Source organism: Pseudomonas sp. TE3728, from assembly GCF_056279145.1.
Genome location: NZ_JBWBQT010000001.1, coordinates 2,497,573 through 2,518,293, shown reverse-complemented (window position 1 = coordinate 2,518,293; position 20,721 = coordinate 2,497,573). Strand labels below are relative to the sequence as shown.

The window sequence follows — 20,721 nt, the reverse complement described above, 5'->3', positions numbered from 1 at the left end:
CCTCAGCGCAATTCAGTCAGCGCCCGTGCCAGCCGATCCATGTCGGCTGCGGTGGTGGTGAGGCCCGGCGTAATGCGGATGCACGGGCCACACGCCGCACCGCTGCGCATCACGGTAAACAGGTTGTAGTCGTTGAGCAGGCGCTCGACCATCGCCTGCTGATCGGCATGCCGGGTAAAGCGCATCGAGGTGATGCCGCAATACAGGCGCGGGTCATCCGGGGTCATGACTTCAATTCCCGGTAACCCCCGAACGGCATCGACCCATCGGTTGCGCAGGTAATTGAGCCGCATGCCCTTGGCGACGGAACCGCCCATGGCGTGATGTTCTTCGAACACCAACGGCAGGGTCTGCAGGGCCGGAATATTGGGCGTGCTGTAGGGCGTGCGGGCGCGAATGTCGGTGACCGGGAAATGCATCTCGCCCATGTCCGGGTCAATATCGGCCAGGCGCTCGGGGGCGATGTAAATGAAGCCCAGCGTCAGCGGCGCACCGATCCATTTGTGCAAGTTGTAGCCAGCAAAGGCGATGCCCAGTTTCTCGAGATCGAACTCGATCTGACCGAGGGCATGGGCGCCGTCTAGGATCACATCGATCCCGTGTTCCCTGGCGGCAGCGGCAATCGCCTGCACCGGCATGACCAGTCCGGTGCGATGGGTGACGTGGGTCAGCGCCATCAGCTTCAGTCGCGGATAACGCACGAAAGCTTCGTGGTAAGCGGTGAGTAAACTGTCGAAACTGGCGGGGTGGCGGTGTTCGATCTCGATCACTTCCACGCCTCGATAACGTGCCAGCCAACGCATTGCGCCCTTGACCGTGTCGTACTCCAGATCGCTTATCAGCACCTGATCGCCCGGTGCCAGGCGATTGTAGTTGCGGATCAGCGATTGCAGGCCATCCGAAGCGTTGCGGGTGAAGGCAACGGCTTCGGCGGGGGCACCGATCAGCTCGGCCAGTTGCTCACGAATCTTGACGCTTTCGCCCTGTTCGAAGCGCTGGCGCACATGCACCGAGTTGCCGCGGTTGATGAGTTCGATGTTGCGCTGATACTCCTCGACCACGGTGCGCGACATGCGCCCGAAATAACCGTTTTCCAGGTTCAGGGGGCCGGGTTCGACAGCGTAACGGTCGGCAAAGGTCTGCCAAAAGGCTTCATCGCGGGTACGGCGTGTGTTATCGGGCATGAGCAACTCGGTGAGGTAGGGCGGGTCAGTGGCGAGGCGCGGGTTTGCCGTGTTTGGCGCGCAGGGGTTCGAGCAGTTCCGACAAGCCGTTGTGGTCGATTTCCTGCATCAAAGCCAGCAAACCGCCCAGTTCACCGTGGGGGAAACCTTCGCGAGCGAACCAGTTCAGGTACTGACCGGGCAGGTCAGCGATGATGCGGCCCTTGTATTTGCCGAAGGGCATTTCGCGGGTAATCAGCAGTTCGAGCTTTTCGGGATTCATCATCAGTCATCTTGATTCAAGGCAGTCTGGAAAATACAGGCATTCTGCATGCAGGCCAAATGACAGATCATGCAAAAAAAGCGGATACAGATTCCTCGCTAATATCTAAGCAATTGAAATATAAGTAGAAAGTCATCAATTCAAAGCTGGCATGCAGGCTGCAACTACTTATTGCATCTTTCATCAACCGCAAGGAATTGAAAAATGACCGACATTAATAAAGAAGCGATCTCTGTACTCAACGACCTGATTGAAACCAGTAAAGACGGTCAGGAAGGGTTCAAGACTTGCGCTGAAGACATCAAGCATCCAGAACTTAAAAACCTGTTCATGCAGCGCTCCGCCGACTGCGCTGCTGCCGCTGCCGAGCTGCAGGCTGCCGTGCGTTCCCTGGGCGGTGATCCGGAAACCTCCACCAGTGTCAGCGGCGATCTGCACCGTCGCTGGGTCGATGTGAAGGCAATGTTCACCGGCAAGGATGAAGAGGCGGTGCTGAACGAAGCCGAACGCGGTGAAGACCACGCGCTGAAGGCGTACAAGGAGGCGCTGGAAAAAATCAACAAAGACAACCTGGTGAGCATTCGTGACATCGTTGAACGCCAGTATCACGGCGTGCAACGCAACCACGATCAGGTGAAAGCCCTGCGTAACCAGGCTCGCGCACGCTCATAAGCGTTCGTTATCTGTCAAAAACGCCAGCCAGTCTGGCGTTTTTTTATGTTCGGGATTTAATACTGGACGGGATATAGATAGCTAGCTAATAATTTGTCATTCAAATCATCTCGCCTAACCGGGCTATCGTTAAACCGTCCTTTCAAGAGTGCCTTACGTGCCTATCACTTTACAGGCCTTGTTCGCGCCTGACCGCCGCGCCTTGCAGTTCGCGATCAAGACTTTGATCGGCGGCGGCCTGGCACTGTGGCTGGCGTTGCGCTGGGGGCTGGAGCAACCGTCGTGGGCGTTGATGACGGCATTTATCGTCGCCCAACCGTTGTCCGGGATGGTGGTGCACAAGGGTTTGGCACGGCTGTTGGGTACGCTGGTCGGGACGATCATGTCGGTGGTGTTCATGGGTCTGTTCGCTCAGACGCCCTGGCTGTTTTTACTGGCGTTGGCGTTGTGGCTCGGGCTGTGTACGGCGAGTTCGACCTTGCTGCGCAGTGCCTGGTCCTATTCCTTCGTGTTGGCCGGTTACACGGTGGCGATCATCGCATTGCCGGCCATTGCCCATCCGCTGACGGTATTCGATCAAGCCGTGGCGCGCTGCACGGAAATCTGCCTGGGCATTCTCTGCGCCACCGCTGCCAGTGCGTTACTCTGGCCATTGCGGGTCGAACGGCAACTGGCGGACCAGGCCCGGGCAGCCTGGCAAAGCGGCATGAATGCCGCGCGTGCGACATTGGCCGGCGACGCTCAGGCGCGTAAAGGCTTACTGGAAATACTCGGGAAAATCGTCGCGGTCGATGCCCAGCGCGAGCATGCCTGGTTTGAAGGTAGCCTCGGTCGGCAACGAGCGCGGGCCATCAGCGGTTTGAGTCAGAAGCTGTTGATGCTGTTGCGCATCGCCCGTTCGGTACGCCGCCAATGGAATCAATTGGAACTGCTCGAAGCCGAGCAACTGATGCCATGGATGACCGAGGTTCAAGAAGCGATTGGCGCTTGTGATACCGCCCAGTTGCAAGCCTTGCGCCCGAGATTGCTCGACGCCTCTCACGATGCACACATCAGTGCTGCGCAAAGTTACTGTCTGGCCCGTTTCACTTTGTTGCTCGATACCGCCATGGCGGCCTGTACCGCATTGAAAGCGGTGCAGGAGGGGCGTGAAACGGCCGACCCGCCGAGAACCCTTACGCCGCATCGCGACCTGTCATTGGCGCTGGTCTTTGGCGCGCGCAGTGCGCTGGCGTTTCTGGTGGTGTCGGGTTTCTGGCTGGCGACGGCATGGCCTGCGGCGTCGGGCGCTCTGGTGCTGACGTGTGTGGTGTGCAGTCTGTTTGCCAGCCGCGAGAATGGGGCGCAAATCGGCATGAGCTTTCTGCGCGGCATCCTGCTGGCGATTCCATCGGCGTTTATCGTCGGGCAGATTCTGCTGCCGCAATGGAGCGGGTTTGCGCTGCTGTGCATGGGCATGGGCGTGCCGCTGTTTCTCGGCGCGCTGGGCATGGCCAAACCGCAGATCGGCGCCACGGCCACGTCCTTCTGTCTGCACTTTATTGTGCTGGTTTCGCCGCTGAACACGATGAAGTTCGATGTCGCGAATTTCTTCAATAGCGCTCAGGCCATGTTGATCGGTGTCGGCGCTGCCGTATTGGCGTTTCATTTGCTGATCATGCGTAACCCGACATGGCATGGCCGACGCTTGCTGGCGGCGACCCTCGCCGATCTGGTGCGCCTCACCCGACGCAATCTGCGCGGTGCCGAGAGCTGGTTCGGTGGGCGCATGGCCGACCGTTTGCTGCAACTGGCGCGGCATTATCCCGAGTTGCCGGAGCCGGCGCGCAGCCGCTGGGATGACGGCTTGCTCGGCCTGGACATCGGCGATGAGTTGCTGCATTTGCGTTTGAGCCTGGCGGCCGCCCAGGTGCCGGTCAGTGCGCCCCAGCGGCGTTATCTCGAGCAACTGGAAAAAGTCCTCGGGCAAGGCCCGGCCGGCAGTCGCGCCGAGGCGCTGGCGCAACCCAGCGAAGCATTATTGAAAACCTTGTACGCGTTGCCGCCCAGCGACGCGGTGAAACTCGCCCAAGGCGCGGTGCTGCAATTGCAAAGCAGCTGGCGTGCCTGGTGTCACCAACAGGAGCAAAACCATGGGCTTGCATGAGTGGTCGGTGGACGGCGTGCTGCTCAGTCCGTTTCTGATTGATGTGTTGCTGGCGTTGCTGGTGACCGGAGCGTTGCGCATGGTATTGCGCCTGACCCCGGTCGGTCGCTGGATCTGGCACGAAGCATTGTTTGATTGCGCCTTGTACGTCTGTGTATTGACCTTGATCACCGTCGTCCTGGGGCCTTTATAAAGGAGTTGAATATGCGTACATCCGTACGTGTCGCGATAACCCTGAGCCTGACGGCGCTGGCGATTTTTGCCGGCTTCCATCTGTGGCAGTACTACATGTTGACGCCCTGGACTCGCGACGCGCGGATCCGCGCCGACGTCGTAGTCATCGCCCCCGACGTGTCTGGCTGGGTGCGAGAGCTCAAGGCTTTCGATAACCAACAGGTCAAGGCTGGCGATGTGTTGCTGAGTATCGACCGTGATCGTTTCGAAGCCGCGCTGGAGAAGGCGCAAGCGGTGGTGCAGACCCGTCAGCAGCAACTCGGTTTGCGTGAACACGAAGCCAGCCGCCGTGCCAGTCTCGGGCCGCAGGCGATCAGTGCCGAACTGCGCGAGAACGCGCAAATCAATGCCGGCATCGCCCGGGGCGAACTGCGCGAGGCTCAGGCTGAAGCCAAGGTCGCGCAACTCAACCTGACCCGCAGCGAGGTGCATGCGCCGCGCAGCGGTCACGTCACCAACCTGCGTCTGGCCCAGGGTAATTACGTGAATGCCGGGCAACCGGTGATGGCGTTGATCGACGATTCGACCTTTTATGTGCAGGCGTATTTCGAAGAAACCAAACTGCCGCGAATTCGCGTCGGCGATCCGGTCAAAGTCTGGCTCATGAGCGCCGGGGAGGCGTTGCAGGGGCACGTCGAAAGCATCAGTCGCGGGATTACCGACCGCAATACCACGCCCGATGGGCAGTTGCTGGCCGAGGTGGAACCGACGTTTAACTGGGTACGCCTGGCGCAGCGCATTCCGGTGCGGATCAAGCTCGACACGTTGCCTGAAGGGATCAGTTTGAGCGCGGGGATGACGGCGAGTGTGCAGGTGCAGGAGGGACGGTAAGATCAAAAGATCGCAGCCTTCGGCAGCTCCTACGCCGATCTCTGTAGGAGCTGCCAAAGGCTGCGATCTTTTAGGGCTTGCAAATCAGCCGATGCTGATCGCCGGCAACGTCGGCAACGTCACGGTCTGTTGCTTGCGCGGCGCCAGAATTTCCGCCTCGCCATCCACGACCAACTCATCGCGCTGGTTGAACACCCGAGTGGCGATACGTACACGAAACTTCGGCAGTTTCTCGAGAATTTCCAGGCGCACAGTCAGCGTGTCGCCAATTTTCACCGGCTTTTGAAAGCTCATCGTCTGACCGATATAAATCGTCCCCGGCCCAGGCAACTCGCAAGCCACCGCCGCGCTGATCAACGCGCCGCTGAACATGCCGTGGGCGATACGCTCCTTGAACATGCTGGCGGCGGCGAACTCGGCGTCCAGGTGCACCGGGTTGTGGTCGCCGGACATCGCGGCGAACAACTGAATGTCGCGCTCTTCGACGGTCTTGCTGTAGCTGGCGGTCTGGCCGACTTCAAGGGCTTCGTAAGGCGTGTTGGTAACCTGGGTCATCTGTCTCGATTCCTGTGACGAATTAAAAAAAATCCACAAAAAAACTATTCGGTTCTGGGTGGCCGGCGAGCGCTCAAGTCCTGGGCGATCCAGTTCAGCACATCGGCAGTCACTTCATCGCGATTGATTTCATTGAACAGTTCATGCCGGGCCTGAGGGTAAATAGTCAGCTGCAGGTTCTGGCAGCCAGCGTCGCGCAGGGCGTGGGCCAGATCTTTCAGACGTTTGCCTTCGCTCACCGGATCACATTCGCCGCCAATCACCAGCAGCGGCAGGCCCGGATCGATCTGGGCGAGATTGGACGCTTTGCTGATTTGCTGCAAGCCGCCGAGCAAATCGATCCACAGTTGATTGGTGCAGCGAAAGCCGCAGAGCGGGTCATTGGCGTATTTGTCGACTTCGGCCGGGTCGCGGCTCAGCCAGTCGAACGGCGTGCGCGCCGGTTTGAATTTCTTGTTGAATGAGCCGAACGACAGCCATTCGATCAGCGCACTGCGACCCTTGGGCCCTTGGCGCAGGCGTTCTAGGCGAGCTATCTGTCGCGCTGCGCGATAGAGCGTTACGGGCTGGAAGTTCGAGCCGCTGAGAATCGCTCCGTGCAGGCTGGCACTGTGGTGCAGCAAATAAGCCTGGGCGATGTAGCTGCCCATGCTGTGGCCGAGCAACACGATCGGCACGCCGGGATGCTGTTGGCCGATATGTTGGTTAAGGCTGGCCAGGTCGCCGACCACTTTGCACCAGCCATCATCATCGGCGAAATGGCCCAAGGTGCCGTTTTCGGCAGTTTTGCCATGTCCACGCAGGTCCGGCGCATAAACGCCGTAATCCTGATCACAGCATGCTTGCGCCAGACGGGCGTAACGGCCGCTGTGTTCCGCCATGCCGTGGGCCAGCAGGATCACCGCCTTGAGCGGCGCGGCCGGCAGCCACTGGTTGACGAAGAGGCGGCTGCGGTCACTCGCGGTCAGCCAGAAAGTGTCGTGGATCATGGCGATTCCTTTGCGTTGGGCTGCATGAGGCTGCCGGGTGGGAAACAGCCTCGATGCATTGTATAGCGCATCCCGTCGCCTACTGTCTGATCAGGCCACGGCGGGGCAGCAAGATTCACGCGATCAATGACGACCGTGCGCATATTTGCCTGATTCGTTATAGCTGCTAGTGTCCGGGAAGCACCGTTTTTCGCTTTCTGTTTTTGAGAAAGGACAGAAAGCGGCCCCGGATAGGCTCAGGTAAAGAGGACAAGAACAATGCAACCTGATTTCTGGAATGACAAGCGCCCGGCTGGCGTGCCCCTGGATATTGATCTTGGAGCCTATAAGTCGGTCATCGAGGTGTTCGAGCGTTCCTGCAAGAAATTTGCCGACCGCCCGGCGTTCAGCAACATGGGCGTGACCCTGACCTACGCCGAACTGGAACGCTACAGCGCCGCGTTCGCCGGTTATCTGCAAGCCCACACCGACCTGGTGCCGGGGGATCGCATCGCGGTGCAGATGCCCAACGTCCTGCATTACCCGATTGCCGTGTTCGGTGCCTTGCGCGCCGGGCTGATCGTGGTCAATACCAACCCGCTGTACACCGCGCGGGAGATGCGTCATCAGTTCAAGGACTCCGGTGCCCGGGCGCTGGTTTACCTGAACGTGTTCGGACAGAAGGTCCAGGAAGTGCTGCCCGACACCGACATTCAGTACCTGATCGAAGCGAAGATGGGCGACTTGATGCCCACCGCCAAGGGCTGGCTGGTCAATACCCTGGTGAGCAAAGTCAAGAAAATGGTCCCGAACTATTCCTTGCCGCAGGCCATTTCCTTCAAGAGCGCGCTGCGTCTGGGTCGGGGCCTGGGCATCAAACCGCTGAAGGTCGGCCTCGACGACATCGCTGTGTTGCAATACACCGGCGGCACCACTGGCCTGGCCAAAGGGGCGATGCTGACCCACGGTAATCTGGTGGCGAACATGCAACAGGCGCGCGCATGTCTTGGGCAATTCGGCACCGACGGCCAGCCGCTGCTGCGCGAAGGTCAGGAAGTGATGATCGCGCCGCTGCCGCTGTACCATATCTATGCGTTCACGGCGAACTGCATGTGCATGATGGTGACCGGCAACCACAATGTGCTGATCACCAATCCACGGGACATTGGTAACTTCATCAAGGAACTGAAGAACTGGCGGTTTTCGGCGCTGCTGGGGCTCAACACGCTGTTCGTCGCGCTGATGGACCACCCCGACTTCAAGACCCTGGATTTCTCCAGCCTCAAGCTCACCAACTCCGGCGGCACCGCGCTGGTCAAGGCCACGGCTGAGCGCTGGGAGCAGCTCACCGGTTGCCGCATCACCGAAGGTTATGGCCTGACCGAAACCTCGCCGGTGGCCTGCACCAATCCCTACGGCGACAAGTCGCGCATCGGCACGGTCGGCCTGCCGGTGCCAGGCACAACCCTGAAAGTGATCAACGATGAAGGCGTCGAGCAACCGCTGGGTGAGCGTGGCGAACTGTGCATCAAGGGCCCGCAGATCATGAAGGGCTACTGGCAGAAACCCGAAGCCACTGACGAAGTGCTGGACGCCGACGGTTGGTTCAAGTCCGGTGACATTGCGGTGATCGACCCTGACGGTTTCGTGCGTATCGTCGATCGTAAGAAAGACATGATCATCGTCTCGGGCTTCAACGTGTACCCGAACGAGATCGAAGACGTGGTGATGGCTCACCCGAAAGTCGCCAACTGCGCGGTGATCGGCGTGCCGGACGAGCGTTCGGGGGAGGCGGTGAAGTTGTTTGTGGTGGCCCGTGAATCCGGGGTCAGCCTTGAAGAGCTGAAGGCCTACTGCAAGGAAAACTTCACGGCGTACAAAGTCCCCAAGCACATCGTCTTGCGAGAGTCGTTGCCGATGACGCCAGTGGGCAAGATTCTGCGGCGGGAGTTGCGAGAGATCGCCTGATCGTTGAATGGCCGCGCTTTGCGCGGATCGCGGGCAAGCCTCGCTCCTACAGGTTCAATGGTCTGAACGACACGAACCCTGTAGGAGCGAGGCTTGCCCGCGAAGCTTTTAAGGGGCTGAAGCCCCGATTTCAAAGGCTTTCAAGGCGCTATAGAATTTTTGCTCTAAAAGTGACTATTGATTAGTCAAGAGTCAAAAATGTGACTATAGAGGCCGTTTTTGGCTCTAGTCGGCCCTTGGCAAAGCTGCTACTCTCGGCGCGCTTTGTGACTTCTCGGCCTTGTTAAAAGCCAGACTCACCAATAATCAAACACCAATAATAATCGCATCAAATGCGGTATTTGAATTCGCGTTGCTGAGGAGTGGGCTTCCATGATCGAAGACTTTTGGAAGGATAAGTACCCAGCTGGAATTGCTGCCGAGATCAATCCAGACGAGTATCCGAATATTCAGGCAGTGTTGAAGCAATCCTGCCAACGCTTCGCTGACAAACCGGCATTCAGCAATCTGGGCAAGACAATCACCTACGGTGAGCTGTACGAATTGTCCGGTGCCTTTGCCGCTTACCTGCAACAGCATACCGATTTGCAACCAGGCGATCGAATCGCCGTGCAACTCCCCAACGTGCTCCAGTACCCGGTCGCCGTTTTCGGTGCCATCCGTGCCGGGCTGATCGTGGTTAATACCAACCCGTTGTACACTGCGCGGGAAATGGAACACCAATTCAACGACTCCGGTGCCAAAGCCCTGGTCTGCCTGGCCAACATGGCGCATCTGGCCCAGACCGTCGTGCCGAAAACCGGCGTCAAGCATGTGATCGTCACTGAAGTGGCCGACCTGCTGCCGCCGCTCAAGCGTCTGCTGGTCAACAGTGTCATCAAGTACGTGAAGAAGATGGTTCCGGCGTATCACTTGCCCAAGGCCATCAAATTCAATGACGTGCTGCGCAAGGGTCATGGCCAGCCAGTGGCTGAAGCCAACCCGGCCAGCAGCGACGTTGCCGTGCTGCAATACACCGGTGGCACTACCGGCGTGGCCAAGGGTGCGATGCTGACCCATCGCAATCTGGTGGCGAACATGCTGCAGTGCAAAGCGCTGATGGGTTCCAACCTCAATGAAGGTTGCGAGATCCTGATCACCCCGCTGCCGCTGTACCACATCTATGCGTTCACCTTTCATTGCATGGCGATGATGCTGATCGGCAACCACAACATCCTGATCAGCAACCCGCGCGACCTGACGGCGATGGTCAAGGAACTGTCGAAGTGGAAGTTCAGCGGCTTCGTCGGCCTGAACACGCTGTTCGTCGCGCTGTGCAACAACGAAGCGTTCCGCAAGCTGGATTTCTCCAGCCTGAAAATCACTCTGTCCGGCGGCATGGCCTTGCAACTGGCCGCGGCCGAACGCTGGAAAGAGGTTACCGGTTGCCCGATCTGCGAAGGTTACGGCATGACCGAAACCAGCCCGGTAGCCACGGTGAACCCGAGCCAGAACATCCAGATCGGCACCATCGGTATTCCGGTGCCATCGACGCTGTGCAAAGTCATCGACGATGCCGGTGTTGAACAGCCGTTGGGTGCCATCGGTGAACTGTGTGTGAAAGGTCCGCAAGTCATGAAGGGCTACTGGCAGCGTCAGGACGCCACCGATGAAATACTCGACAGCGAAGGCTGGTTGAAGACCGGTGACATCGCGCTGATCCAGCCTGACGGTTACATGCGCATTGTCGATCGCAAGAAAGACATGATCCTGGTGTCTGGTTTCAACGTGTATCCCAATGAGCTTGAAGACGTGCTGGCGACTCTGCCGGGCGTGCTGCAATGCGCGGCCATTGGTGTGCCGGACGAGAAGTCGGGCGAGGCGATCAAGATCTTTATCGTCGCCAAACCGGGTGTGACCCTGACCAAGGACCAGGTGATGGAGCACATGCGCGCCAACGTCACCGGCTACAAAGTGCCCAAAGCCGTGGAATTTCGCGACGCGCTGCCGACCACCAACGTCGGCAAGATCCTGCGCCGCGAACTGCGCGACGAAGAGCTGAAGAAGCTCGGCGTCAAGAAAGTCAGCGCCTAGCCAAACAAAAAGCCCCGCAGATGCGGGGCTTTTTGTTGTGGTGAAAGCAGATCAAAAGATCGCAGCCTTCGGCAGCTCCTACATTGACCGAGTACACCCGATATTCCACAAGTATGCGCGATCCATGTAGGAGCTGCCGAAGGCTGCGATCTTCTGCTGTTACTGACGGAACTGCGCGAAATTGACGTTGGTACCGGCCGGGCGCATGTCCTGCAGGTAGGAATCCTTGTCGGCGCTTAATTCCAGGCTCAGGGCTGCCTTGCGCTTGCCTTGGTTGCGCACCACCAGGCCTTCGAGTTTCTCGCGCAGGAACACCGTCGGCACTTTAAGGTGCAGCAGTTCGTCGGTATCCGGGGTGTGCATCAGCAAGTGAATCCATTCGTACTGACCAACGGCCAGGCGCGCGACCGGAATATCGAACCAGAAGATATTGCGGTTGCGGTTCAATTCGGTGAAATGGCAGTTGTTGACGCCAAGCACAGCACCGCCGAGTTCCTGGTTTCTGCGGGCAATGGCCTGCTTTTTATCGAGTTTCATAACGTTCCTACGGGATTGGATCTTCAGCGCCATGGCCTGAATACGTTGCGCATTCTCGGGGCAAAGGCTGCAAACATAAAGCCTAACCTGCGAAATGTCCGGTTAATAAATAAATGAAACTCCGCGCAAAGGCCCCCGGTCAATCTTTGTGTAACCACTTTCCCCATTGAAATGTTCACAGGAGAAATACCATGGGCAGCACTGGCGATAAAGTTAAAGGCATGGCAAACGAAGCGGCCGGCAACGTCAAGCAAGGCGTCGGCAAGGCCACCGGCAACGAAAAACTGCGCTCCGAAGGCGTGGCGCAGGAGAGGAAAGGCGAAACCCAGCAAGCGATCGGCAAAGCCAAGGATGCTCTCAAAAAAGGCATCGATAAGGCGTAATCCGGCATTTGACGAGTAACAGAAACGGCCATCCGAAGATGGCCGTTTTTATGTTGGATAGGCGAGATATACCCTGTGATTGTTTCAAAGTCGCCAAGTAGGCTACTTTGTTGTAGAAAACGGCCCCTGAGTCGCCATGACTTCAACCTTTTTGCGGCGAAAGGAGACGCTAATGTTTTTTCCGACCATGAAAGGTTTGCCCCTGCATCGGGTGATGATGCGTACGGTCACCGAATTCGTCGACGACGAGATGTCGACCTATGCCTCGGCGCTGGCCTATCAAATGCTGTTCTCGCTGTTCCCTTTCATCCTGTTTCTGATCGCCCTGATCGGCTTTCTGCATTTACCGGACTTCTTCTCCTGGCTGCGCCTGCAATCAGAGCTGGTTCTGCCGCCCCAGGCGCTGGAGCAGGTGAACCCGGTGATCGACCAGCTCCAGCAATCCAAGGGGGGATTGCTCTCGGTAGGTATCGTGATTGCCCTGTGGACCGCGTCCGCCGGTGTGCGGTTGATGATGAGCGCGATGAACGCCGCCTATGACGTGGTCGAAGGCCGTCCGGTCTGGAAACGCTTTCCGCTGTCGATTTTCTACACCGTTGGCATCGCCGGCATGTTGCTGATTGCTGCCGCCCTGATGGTGCTCGGGCCGCAGGTGATGGGTTGGATTGCCTCGCAAGTGGGCCTCGAAGATTTTATCGTGACCGTGTGGACCATCGTTCGCTGGCCGGTTATCGTGGTTCTGTTGATGATGGCGGTGGCGCTGATTTACTACGTCATGCCCGACGTCAAACAAGAGTTTCGCTTCATCACCCCGGGTGCGGTGTTGTCTGTGGTGGTCTGGATCATCGCTTCGCTGGGCTTTGGTCTCTATGTCAAAACCTTCGCCAATTACAATGCCATGTATGGCAGTATCGGCGCGATCATCGTGTTGCTGCTGTACTTCTACATTTCCGCTGCCGTGCTGTTGCTCGGCGCGGAAATGAACGCGGTGATCGAGCACATGTCATCCGAAAACAAGAAACACGGCGAAAACGTGCCCGACGAACCCAAACACCACGTTTCGGGACTGGGACGGGACCACTCAATCAAGCCGACCACTGACGAAGCCCTGAAATGATCCGTGAAATTCTGAAAATGGGCGATGAACGCCTGCTGCGTATTGCCCCACCGGTACCGGCAGAAATGTTCGACAGCCCCGAGTTGTGGCAATTGATCGACGACATGTTCCAGACCATGGAAAGTGTCGGCGGAGTCGGCCTGGCCGCACCGCAGATCGGTGTCGACCTGCAACTGGTGATCTTTGGTTTCGAACACAGCGAACGCTACCCGGACGCCGAAGCGGTGCCGCAGACAATTCTGATCAATCCGCTGATCACGCCATTGAGCCCGACCCTCGAAGAGGGTTTCGAAGGTTGCCTGTCGGTGCCGGGCCTGCGCGGCGCGGTGGATCGTTATCAGCAGATTCGCTATGAAGGCTTCGATCCCAAGGGCGAGCCGATCGTGCGCATTGCCTCGGGATTTCATGCGCGGGTGGTGCAGCATGAATGCGATCACCTGATCGGCCGGTTATACCCGTCGCGCATCAGTGATTTCAGCAAATTCGGCTTTACCGAGGTGATGTTCCCGGATCTTGATCCTGCGACAGACGATTAAATCGCTAAAAGATCGCAGCCTTCGGCAGCTCCTACGGGTGTACACAAAACCCTGTAGGAGCTGCCGAAGGCTGCGATCTTTTGATCTTCTAACCTGGTTCAAAACCCATGGCAATCATCGGTTTGCTCCGCGCATAACGGCTCAACCGTTCAGCCATGGCGTAGGGCAGGGGCGGGTCGAAGGTAAAACCGCGACGTTCATAAAAACCACGCAGATCCGGATGGCAGAACAACCAGACGGGTTCTTCGAGGTGCTTGATGGCGTGGGCGATCATCGTCGCGGCGATCCCTTGCTCGCGACAGCGCGGGTCGACGAACAACCCGGTCAGCCAATGCCCGCCGGCCACTGGCCGCAAACATAACGCCGCAATGATCTCATCGCGTTTTGCGACCCACAGCCGAGCGTCGCGGACTGCTTTCATCGACGATTGGTGGGCGCGGTAAAACTTGTTCATCAACGGCCATAACGGCTCGTCGAGCAAGGTGTACTGGGTGTTGGGCATGGGCCTGGACTGTCAGTGCGCAAAGCGGGTGATTATAAAAGAACGCGGGCGCCGCGATAGGTGTATACCTGATCTCACGTCCCGTATGAGTGGAGTATGTATCATGGCCAAAGGCATGGATTCAAAGAAAGCGGCAAAGAAGAAACCGGCTAAAACCGCCGATGAAAAACGTGCGGACAAGAAGGCCAAGAAGGTGGGCGTGTTCGGCCACTGATCCCGCGTCAACGGAGCCCGAGTCCTCGGGCTCCTTGTTTTTTAGGCCTATCGAAATAACCAGATAATCTGCAAGAAATCCCGAAGACCTGCCCACCCTTTCAAGGCTAAACCTACAAGTGAGTTATTCGCGGTTGATTTAACGCCTCACGCCAATTGCGCAGCCAACGCGCCTTTCACGGCTGGCCGCATATCAACCCTCGCCTGAAATCGCGCCAATGCAGGCCACTGACTCAGATCGATGTCAAACCCCTGAGTCCAGCGCAACACCGTATACAGATACGCATCAGCGATGCCGAATCCACCGGCCATCAAGTAATCCTGCCGCTCCAGCGTTTTGCTCAACACGGCGAAGCGCTTGAACAGCTTCTCCTTGATGAGCGTCTTCACCTCATCCGGAAACTGCGAATTGAACAGCCAACCCAGCCCACCATGAATCTCGGTCGAAACGAAATTCAGCCATTCCTGCAAACGCACCCGCTCGAACGTCCCGTTCGCCGGTGCCAGGTTCGCCTCGGGTCGTAGATCCGCCAGGTACTGCAGGATCGCCGGGCCTTCGGTCAGCACCTCACCGTTATCCAGCTGCAATGCCGCGACGTAGCCTTTGGGGTTTATGGCGAGGAAGTCCTCGCCGGTGGCGGTTTGCTTGGTGCTGTTGTCGACGCGGACCAACTCGAACGGCAGATCCAGTTCGCACAGCACGATGTGCGGCGCCAATGAGCAGGCTTGCGGGGCGTAATACAACTTCATGGGCAGGGCTCTGGTTGCGGGTTTGCGCCAGTATCATAGTGCGCGGCACCCTCGGTAAAATTAATCTTTCAGAAAACTGCCATTAGGAAAGCTACTGCCATGATGAACCTGATGCACTGGCGAATGGTGGTGGCGGTGGCCGATACCGGCAACATTACCCGGGCAGCCGAGCGGGTTGGAATGACCCAGTCAGGTGCCAGTCAGGCGTTGGCCTTGATCGAAGAAACTCTGGGCGTTCAGCTGTTCAGCCGGGAAAACCGTCAGACCTTGCCGACCGCCATCGGCTTGCCTGTGATCGAACAGGCGCGAACCATGCTCGGCGCTCTCGAGAACATTCGCAGTACCGTCAACGCCACTAAAGATATTCAGCGCGGGACGATTCGCCTGGCCAGTTTCCCGTTGGTGTTGGCGACCTTTCTCCCGCCGCTGCTGCGCCAGTTCAATCGGTTGTATCCCGGCATTCAAGTGGTGGCACTGGAGGTCAGCGACGATGAAGTGGAAACATTGCTCAGTACCGGGCTGGTGGATGTCGGCGTGGTATTGAACCCTGCGCCCGCGCGCAGTGCTGGTCGTTTAGGGCGTGATGCCTGGGTGGCGGTTCTGCCCGGTGGCCACCCCTTGGCGCGCCGCTCGAATGAAGAGGGCGTTTCATTGGCTGAACTGGCGGAGCAACCCTTCGTGCTGGCCACGGGCGGTTGTTCGACCAATGCCCGCAGCCTGGCCGCCGATGCCGGGCTGCAACTGCTGGATGTGCGGGCCGAGGTGCGTGAGTGGAGCAGTGCGTTCACCCTGGTGCGAGAGAACATCGGCGTTACGCTCGTGCCGGAAATGACCTTGCCGGGAAATCGTCAGGGCTTGCGAGTAGTGCCGGTGACGCCGTGTATCGATCGCGAGTTTGCCTTGGTAGTCGCGCCTCACAAAGAACCTTCGGCGGCGGTGCGGGTGTTGTTGGGGATGCTTGCAGATCATCAGTTATCGGCTGGCTCGCCAGGGAACCGAAAGAGTGCAAGAACCACGTTGTCCGGATTCTGAAAAAGCACAGTCAAGGAAACCCGATGGGAATGTCGAACTCCTGAAACGCATCATCCACCGGCCTATAACCCAACACCCGGGTAGTTTCACTGAGGTCCAGGCGTTTGAAACGGTTATTGGAAATACCGTGGGCGATCAGGTGTTGCACACCTTTGACCTCTACCGAGAGTTGCAGTAACTGCACCGCATCACGAGGGCTGAGCCATGCGCTCAGGTCACGAGCATTGGTCAATTCGTGACGGTCCGCAAACTCGAAAGCGCCGATGCGTATGGCGATGCTCGATAGGTTGTGTTTGGCAGCGTAGAACGCACACAAGGCTTCGCCATAACACTTGCTGACGCCATACAGATTGGCCGGCATCACCTGCATGCCCGGTGTGATCTGCCGGTCCACCGGATAGCCCTCGATGGTCTGCGCGCTGCTGGCGAACACCAACCGTTTACAACCCGCCGTCACGGCGGCTTCGAACAGGTAAGTGGTGGCCAGAATATTGTTGGGCAGTAACTCATCGAAAGAGGCGGTGGCGTAAGGGATGCCAGCCAGATGCACGATGACGTCGATGCCCTTCAGCACTTCGCTTATGGCGGTGAGGTCGGACAGGTCCTGGCGTACAAAGCGATGCGGTGCATCGACATTGAAGTCGGGTTCGATGCGATCCGTCAGCACGAAGGTGTAGCGGTCCTGCGAAGCTTCGAAAAAGGTTCTGCCGATTCTGCCGCAGGCGCCGGTCAGCAGTACGTTGAGTCCGTTCATGGGGGTCTCTTTTTATGGAAGGGCAGAGGGGGCGGATTTGGCGTTATGGCACGCCGTTGCAAGCGTGTTCCATAAACCCCGGCCGCAACGCCAGTCGCTGGCAATAGGCGTCTACGGCGGGGTAGTCCGGGCGTTCCATCGGGGTCATTCGCCAGCGGTTGACCGACAATCCGATGAGGATATCGGCCAGTGTGAACTGCGGTCCGGCGACATATGCACCGGTCGCCGCGAGTTGCTGTTCGAGGATGCCCATTTTCGCGTTCCAGCCGCGAACGCCATCAGCAATCCGCTGCGAGTCCTGGAAGTTCGGCAATTGCCTGACCAGCGCAAAAAAAGCGTAGCCCCACGACGGGTTGAGTTCGGTGGCTTGCCAGTCCATCCACTGCTCCACGCGAGCGCGGGCCGCCGGTTCGATGGGCAACAGGTCAGTGTTTTGGAGTTTGCCGGCCAGGTACCGGCAGATGGTATTGGATTCCCACAGAACGCCGGCTTCGTCGATGAGCACCGGCACCTGTGCGTTGGGGTTGAGCTGGAGAAACTCCGGGCTCTGGGTCGATGCGAAACCGCTGCCCCAGTCTTCGCGTTCGTAGGAAACGCCCAGTTCGTCGCAGGTCCACAGGACTTTTCTGACGTTGATTGACGAGGCCCGACCCAAAATCTTCAGCGTATGTCCCATTGAGCTTCTCCGTTTGCTGTTCCAGGTATCGGAATCTAGCACGCGGAGCGTGGGAAGGGTCGCGCTTCAGGTGCTCTCGCGCACCTTCAATTCAAACCCCATATCCTGCACCGGTCTGGTCACTGAATTGCCGGCCAGCAAGGTCAGCATCAGCTCCGCGGAGCGACGGCCAATGGCTTCGCGCGGGGTGCTGATGCTGCTCAGGCGCGGCACCATGTGCTCTGATGCCGGCAGGTCGTTGAAGCCGAGGATCGCCACGCGCTCGGGGATCTTGATTCCATTGCGCAGCGCTTCGAGCAACGCGCCCTGGGCAAGGTCGTCGTTGCCGAAGAAGATCGCATCGACGTCCGGATGGGCAGCGAGCAGTTGCAGGAATAATTCGCCGCCCAGTCCCACCGACGAGGCTCGTGGTGTCAGCACTTCCAGGGCTGGATCATACAAACCGACCTTTTGCAGCGCGCGGCGGAAACCTTCGCCACGCAGTAGCGTGCGCTGGTCCAGTTGCGCGCCGATATAGGCCAGGCGTTTGCGACCGCGTGACAGCAAATGCCCGGCAGCGGTTTCGCCGGCGGCGACTTGCGAAAAACCGACGCAATTGAGCCCGGCCGCGCTGTCCAGTTCCATCATGTACACGCAGGGAATGTTGCTGGCTTCGATCATCCGCCGCGAACTTTCGGTGCGGTCGAAACCGGTCAGCAACAGGCCGCGAGGCTGATAAGCCATGTAATTGCGCAGCAGGTTTTCTTCTTCATCACGCGAGTAATGGAAGTTGCCGATCAGCACTTCGAAGCCCTTTGGTCGCAAAACCTGATGAATGGCTTCCAGCGTGTCGATGAACAGCAGGTTGGACAATGACGGCACCAAAACCACCACGGAATGGCTCTGGGCCGAGGCCAGGGCGCGGGCGGCGGGGTTGACCACGTAGTTCAGGTCGAGGGCGGCCTTCTGGACTTTTTCCACCAGTTCGGTGGCCACCGTGCTGACGCCGCGCAGGGCGCGGGAGGCGGTAATCGGGCTGACACCGGCCAGGCGCGCGACTTCGTTGAGGGTAGGGCGGCCAGTGGTGCGAGTATTTTTATCGTTTTTAGGGGTATTCATCGGACGGCTTGCCAAACAAAATTCAAGGCACTAAGGTAGCGCTGTCTCGATGCAGCTGCAAATGCGTGAACGAGGTTTGCCTGATCCTCGCTTTTTGGCCTCGAGAACGAACATGCTGCAACCCACAAAAATGACAAGAAGGCGTCGGCAACTTCTGCTTTTGCACTTGAGTCTTACGTCGCAAAGGTAGCGCTGTCTGCGCGCTGAGGTGTTACATGAATCATCCCATCACCGCCCTGGTCATCATGGGCGTTGCCGGTTGCGGCAAGACCTGCGTCAGCCAGTCCCTGTGCCAGCTTAGCGGCGCGACCGCCATTGAAGGCGACACTTTCCACCCTGCCGCCAATATCGAAAAGATGAGCGCGGGTATCCCCCTGAACGATGAAGACCGTGCCGGCTGGCTCGACAGCCTGTGCGATGAACTGCGCCGCGTCGATGCCAAGGGCGAGCGCCCGGTGCTGACCTGTTCGGCCCTCAAACACAGTTACCGCGAACGCTTGCGCAGTGCCTTGCCGGGCCTAGGCTTCGTTTTCCTTGAGCTGACCCCCGAAGTCGCCGCCGATCGTGTGTCTCATCGGCCGGGTCACTTCATGCCGTCGACCTTGATCGACAGCCAGTTCGCCACACTTGAATCGCCCGTTGGTGAGCCCCTGACCCTGGCTCTGGATGCGTCCAGCCACAGCGTCGATGAATTGGCGAAGCAGGCTCATGCATGGTGGCTCGATCATGGCTTGAAACTCGCCAGTTGAGTTTTGCTCCAAGAGATAGCGCTGTCCTGACGGCATTTGAATAATTGCTTTCATAACAACAACAAACAACGGAGACACCCCCCATGTTTGGCATGTCCCACGAGTCATTCCTGCTGCTAGACGCAGTGGTCACAGTGATCGGGCTTATCGTCCTGATCACCAAGTTCAAGTTGCACCCATTCCTCGCACTGATCATCGCCGCCGCCTTCCTCGGGCTGACGTCCGGCATGCCGATCGGCACCATCATCAAGGCGTTCCAGGATGGCTTCGGTGGGGTACTCGGTTTCGTCGGGATCATCCTGGCGTTGGGCACCATGCTCGGCAAAATGATGGCCGAGTCGGGCGGGGCGGACCAGATCGCCCAGACGCTGATTCGAGCCTTCGGCAAGGACAAGGTGCAGTGGGCCATGATGTTCGCCGCGTTCCTGGTCGGCATTCCGCTGTTCTTCGAAATCGGCTTCGTGCTGCTGATTCCGCTGGTGTTCATCGTGGCTCGTCGCACTGGCGTGTCAATCATCAAGATCGGTATCCCGCTGCTGGCTGGTCTGTCCGCGGTACACGGCCTGGTGCCGCCGCACCCGGGTCCGCTGCTGGCCATCGGTGTGTTCGGTGCCGACATCGGTAAAACCATTCTGTACGGCCTGATCGTTGCGTTGCCGACCGCTATTATCGCCGGTCCGATCTACGGCACGTTCATTGCCAAGCACATTCCCGGTCATCCGAATCAGGAGCTGGTGGATCAACTGGCGCGCGATGAGGGTTCAGCCGATCTGCCGAGCTTCGGCATCACCCTGATCACTGTGCTGTCACCCGTGTTCCTGATGCTGCTCAAGACCTTTGCCGATGTAGTGCTGCCAGACGGCAACTTCTTCCGCACCTTCATGGACCTGATCGGTCACCCGATTTCGGCGTTGTTGCTGGCATTGCTGCTGTCGCTGTATACCTTCGGCTACAAGCAGGGCATCGGTTCCAGTCAAATGATGAAATGGCTCGATGCAAGCCTTGCACCGACCGCCGCAATCATTCTGATCATCGGTGCCGGTGGTGGCTTCAAGCAGATGCTGGTGACCAGCGGTGTGGGTGACGTGATCGGCCACATGGCGGTGAACGCACAGATCTCGCCGATCCTGCTGGCCTGGCTGGTGGCGGCGGTGATTCGCATTGCGACCGGTTCGGCGACCGTGGCAACCATTACCGGCGCGGGCATCGTGGTGCCGGTGGTGGGGATGATTCCGGGCGTGAACCGTGAGCTGCTGGTACTGGCCACTGGTGCCGGTTCGTTGATCCTGTCCCACGTCAACGACGCCGGTTTCTGGCTGGTGAAGCAGTACTTCAACATGACCGTGGCGGAAACCTTCAAGACCTGGACCGCGATGGAAACCATCCTGTCCGTGGTGGGCCTGGGCTTCATCCTGCTGTTGTCGTTGTTCGTCTGACACGATCGGCAAACACAAAAAAACCGCAGCAATGCGGTTTTTTTG

General features: G+C 58.5%; 22 protein-coding genes. 12 read left to right on the top strand and 10 right to left on the bottom strand.

The features are described 5' to 3' along the window. Positions 1-2: 2 nt before the first annotated feature. Together ACZ89R_RS10770 and ACZ89R_RS10765 are read right to left on the bottom strand one after the other, a co-directional pair. Entirely contained in the window at positions 3-1,184 is a 1,182-nt protein-coding gene (locus ACZ89R_RS10770) for an aminotransferase class V-fold PLP-dependent enzyme (RefSeq protein ID WP_429545813.1), read from the bottom strand. A gap of 25 nt (positions 1,185-1,209) precedes the next feature. Beyond that, positions 1,210-1,446, bottom strand: coding sequence for a DUF3820 family protein (locus ACZ89R_RS10765; protein ID WP_007949456.1), 237 nt, complete (start codon positions 1,444-1,446; stop codon positions 1,210-1,212). Positions 1,447-1,650: 204 nt separating this feature from the next. Here ACZ89R_RS10765 and ACZ89R_RS10760 point away from each other — a divergent pair, with 204 nt between their 5' ends. The 4 genes from ACZ89R_RS10760 (at position 1,651) to ACZ89R_RS10745 (ending at position 5,329) form a co-directional block, all read left to right on the top strand. Continuing rightward, positions 1,651-2,118 (top strand): PA2169 family four-helix-bundle protein, encoded by a 468-nt coding sequence (locus ACZ89R_RS10760; RefSeq protein WP_123495446.1) that lies wholly within the window; start codon positions 1,651-1,653, stop codon positions 2,116-2,118. Between the two features lie 157 nt (positions 2,119-2,275). Continuing rightward, positions 2,276-4,264, top strand: coding sequence for an FUSC family protein (locus ACZ89R_RS10755; RefSeq protein WP_429545814.1), 1,989 nt, complete (start codon positions 2,276-2,278; stop codon positions 4,262-4,264). Then, entirely contained in the window at positions 4,251-4,457 is a 207-nt protein-coding gene (locus ACZ89R_RS10750) for a DUF1656 domain-containing protein (RefSeq protein ID WP_429545815.1), read from the top strand. Before ACZ89R_RS10755 ends, ACZ89R_RS10750 begins: the two co-directional genes overlap by 14 nt. 11 nt (positions 4,458-4,468) lie before the next feature. Further along, positions 4,469-5,329, top strand: coding sequence for an efflux RND transporter periplasmic adaptor subunit (locus ACZ89R_RS10745; protein ID WP_063341287.1), 861 nt, complete (start codon positions 4,469-4,471; stop codon positions 5,327-5,329). An 84-nt stretch (positions 5,330-5,413) separates the two neighbouring features. Here the strand turns inward: ACZ89R_RS10745 and ACZ89R_RS10740 are convergent, their stop codons facing one another. Beyond that, on the bottom strand, positions 5,414-5,884 hold the full coding sequence (locus ACZ89R_RS10740; protein WP_007902410.1) for a MaoC family dehydratase: 471 nt from the start codon (positions 5,882-5,884) through the stop codon (positions 5,414-5,416). Between the two features lie 44 nt (positions 5,885-5,928). Then, positions 5,929-6,873, bottom strand: a complete 945-nt coding sequence (locus ACZ89R_RS10735) for an alpha/beta hydrolase (protein WP_429545816.1) — start codon at positions 6,871-6,873, stop codon at positions 5,929-5,931. 258 nt (positions 6,874-7,131) lie between these two features. Between ACZ89R_RS10735 and fadD2 the strand changes: the two genes are divergently transcribed. Next, positions 7,132-8,820, top strand: a complete 1,689-nt coding sequence (gene fadD2, locus ACZ89R_RS10730; protein ID WP_429545817.1) for a long-chain-fatty-acid--CoA ligase FadD2 — start codon at positions 7,132-7,134, stop codon at positions 8,818-8,820. Positions 8,821-9,192: 372 nt separating this feature from the next. Beyond that, positions 9,193-10,893, top strand: coding sequence for a long-chain-fatty-acid--CoA ligase FadD1 (fadD1, locus tag ACZ89R_RS10725; protein ID WP_429545818.1), 1,701 nt, complete (start codon positions 9,193-9,195; stop codon positions 10,891-10,893). Between the two features lie 159 nt (positions 10,894-11,052). On the opposite strand, the gene ACZ89R_RS10720 is transcribed toward fadD1, so the two are convergent. Next, complete coding sequence (locus ACZ89R_RS10720; protein WP_008069134.1) at positions 11,053-11,430, bottom strand: hypothetical protein; 378 nt, start codon at positions 11,428-11,430, stop codon at positions 11,053-11,055. Between the two features lie 191 nt (positions 11,431-11,621). On the opposite strand from ACZ89R_RS10720, the gene ACZ89R_RS10715 reads away from it, so the two are divergent. From ACZ89R_RS10715 to def, 3 genes are all read left to right on the top strand, one after another. Continuing rightward, entirely contained in the window at positions 11,622-11,813 is a 192-nt protein-coding gene (locus ACZ89R_RS10715) for a CsbD family protein (protein ID WP_192343900.1), read from the top strand. A 172-nt stretch (positions 11,814-11,985) separates the two neighbouring features. Continuing rightward, complete coding sequence (locus tag ACZ89R_RS10710; RefSeq protein WP_429545819.1) at positions 11,986-12,930, top strand: YihY/virulence factor BrkB family protein; 945 nt, start codon at positions 11,986-11,988, stop codon at positions 12,928-12,930. Further along, positions 12,927-13,466, top strand: a complete 540-nt coding sequence (gene def / locus ACZ89R_RS10705; RefSeq protein ID WP_429545820.1) for a peptide deformylase — start codon at positions 12,927-12,929, stop codon at positions 13,464-13,466. Before ACZ89R_RS10710 ends, def begins: the two co-directional genes overlap by 4 nt. 88 nt (positions 13,467-13,554) lie before the next feature. On the opposite strand, the gene ACZ89R_RS10700 is transcribed toward def, so the two are convergent. Then, positions 13,555-13,968 carry a GNAT family N-acetyltransferase gene (locus ACZ89R_RS10700; RefSeq protein WP_429545821.1) on the bottom strand — a complete coding sequence of 138 codons (414 nt, stop codon included), beginning with the start codon at positions 13,966-13,968 and terminating at the stop codon, positions 13,555-13,557. Positions 13,969-14,328: 360 nt separating this feature from the next. Continuing rightward, positions 14,329-14,931: a glutathione transferase GstA gene (gene gstA, locus ACZ89R_RS10695; RefSeq protein ID WP_429544108.1), complete on the bottom strand. Its 603-nt coding sequence runs from the start codon at positions 14,929-14,931 to the stop codon at positions 14,329-14,331. A gap of 99 nt (positions 14,932-15,030) precedes the next feature. On the opposite strand from gstA, the gene ACZ89R_RS10690 reads away from it, so the two are divergent. After that, positions 15,031-15,963: a LysR family transcriptional regulator gene (locus ACZ89R_RS10690; RefSeq protein WP_123501451.1), complete on the top strand. Its 933-nt coding sequence runs from the start codon at positions 15,031-15,033 to the stop codon at positions 15,961-15,963. Positions 15,964-15,973: 10 nt separating this feature from the next. Here ACZ89R_RS10690 and ACZ89R_RS10685 read toward each other — a convergent pair whose 3' ends face one another. From ACZ89R_RS10685 to gntR, 3 genes are all read right to left on the bottom strand, one after another. Further along, positions 15,974-16,717, bottom strand: a complete 744-nt coding sequence (locus tag ACZ89R_RS10685) for an NAD-dependent epimerase/dehydratase family protein (RefSeq protein WP_429545822.1) — start codon at positions 16,715-16,717, stop codon at positions 15,974-15,976. A gap of 43 nt (positions 16,718-16,760) precedes the next feature. Beyond that, positions 16,761-17,393 carry a glutathione S-transferase family protein gene (locus ACZ89R_RS10680; protein WP_429429168.1) on the bottom strand — a complete coding sequence of 211 codons (633 nt, stop codon included), beginning with the start codon at positions 17,391-17,393 and terminating at the stop codon, positions 16,761-16,763. Between the two features lie 66 nt (positions 17,394-17,459). Beyond that, positions 17,460-18,491, bottom strand: a complete 1,032-nt coding sequence (gene gntR, locus ACZ89R_RS10675) for an HTH-type transcriptional regulator GntR (RefSeq protein WP_429545823.1) — start codon at positions 18,489-18,491, stop codon at positions 17,460-17,462. Between the two features lie 215 nt (positions 18,492-18,706). Here gntR and ACZ89R_RS10670 point away from each other — a divergent pair, with 215 nt between their 5' ends. Together ACZ89R_RS10670 and ACZ89R_RS10665 are read left to right on the top strand one after the other, a co-directional pair. Further along, positions 18,707-19,240: a gluconokinase gene (locus tag ACZ89R_RS10670; RefSeq protein WP_007902444.1), complete on the top strand. Its 534-nt coding sequence runs from the start codon at positions 18,707-18,709 to the stop codon at positions 19,238-19,240. Between the two features lie 83 nt (positions 19,241-19,323). Beyond that, positions 19,324-20,676, top strand: a complete 1,353-nt coding sequence (locus tag ACZ89R_RS10665; RefSeq protein ID WP_123357887.1) for a GntP family permease — start codon at positions 19,324-19,326, stop codon at positions 20,674-20,676. The last annotated feature ends 45 nt before the right edge of the window (positions 20,677-20,721 follow it).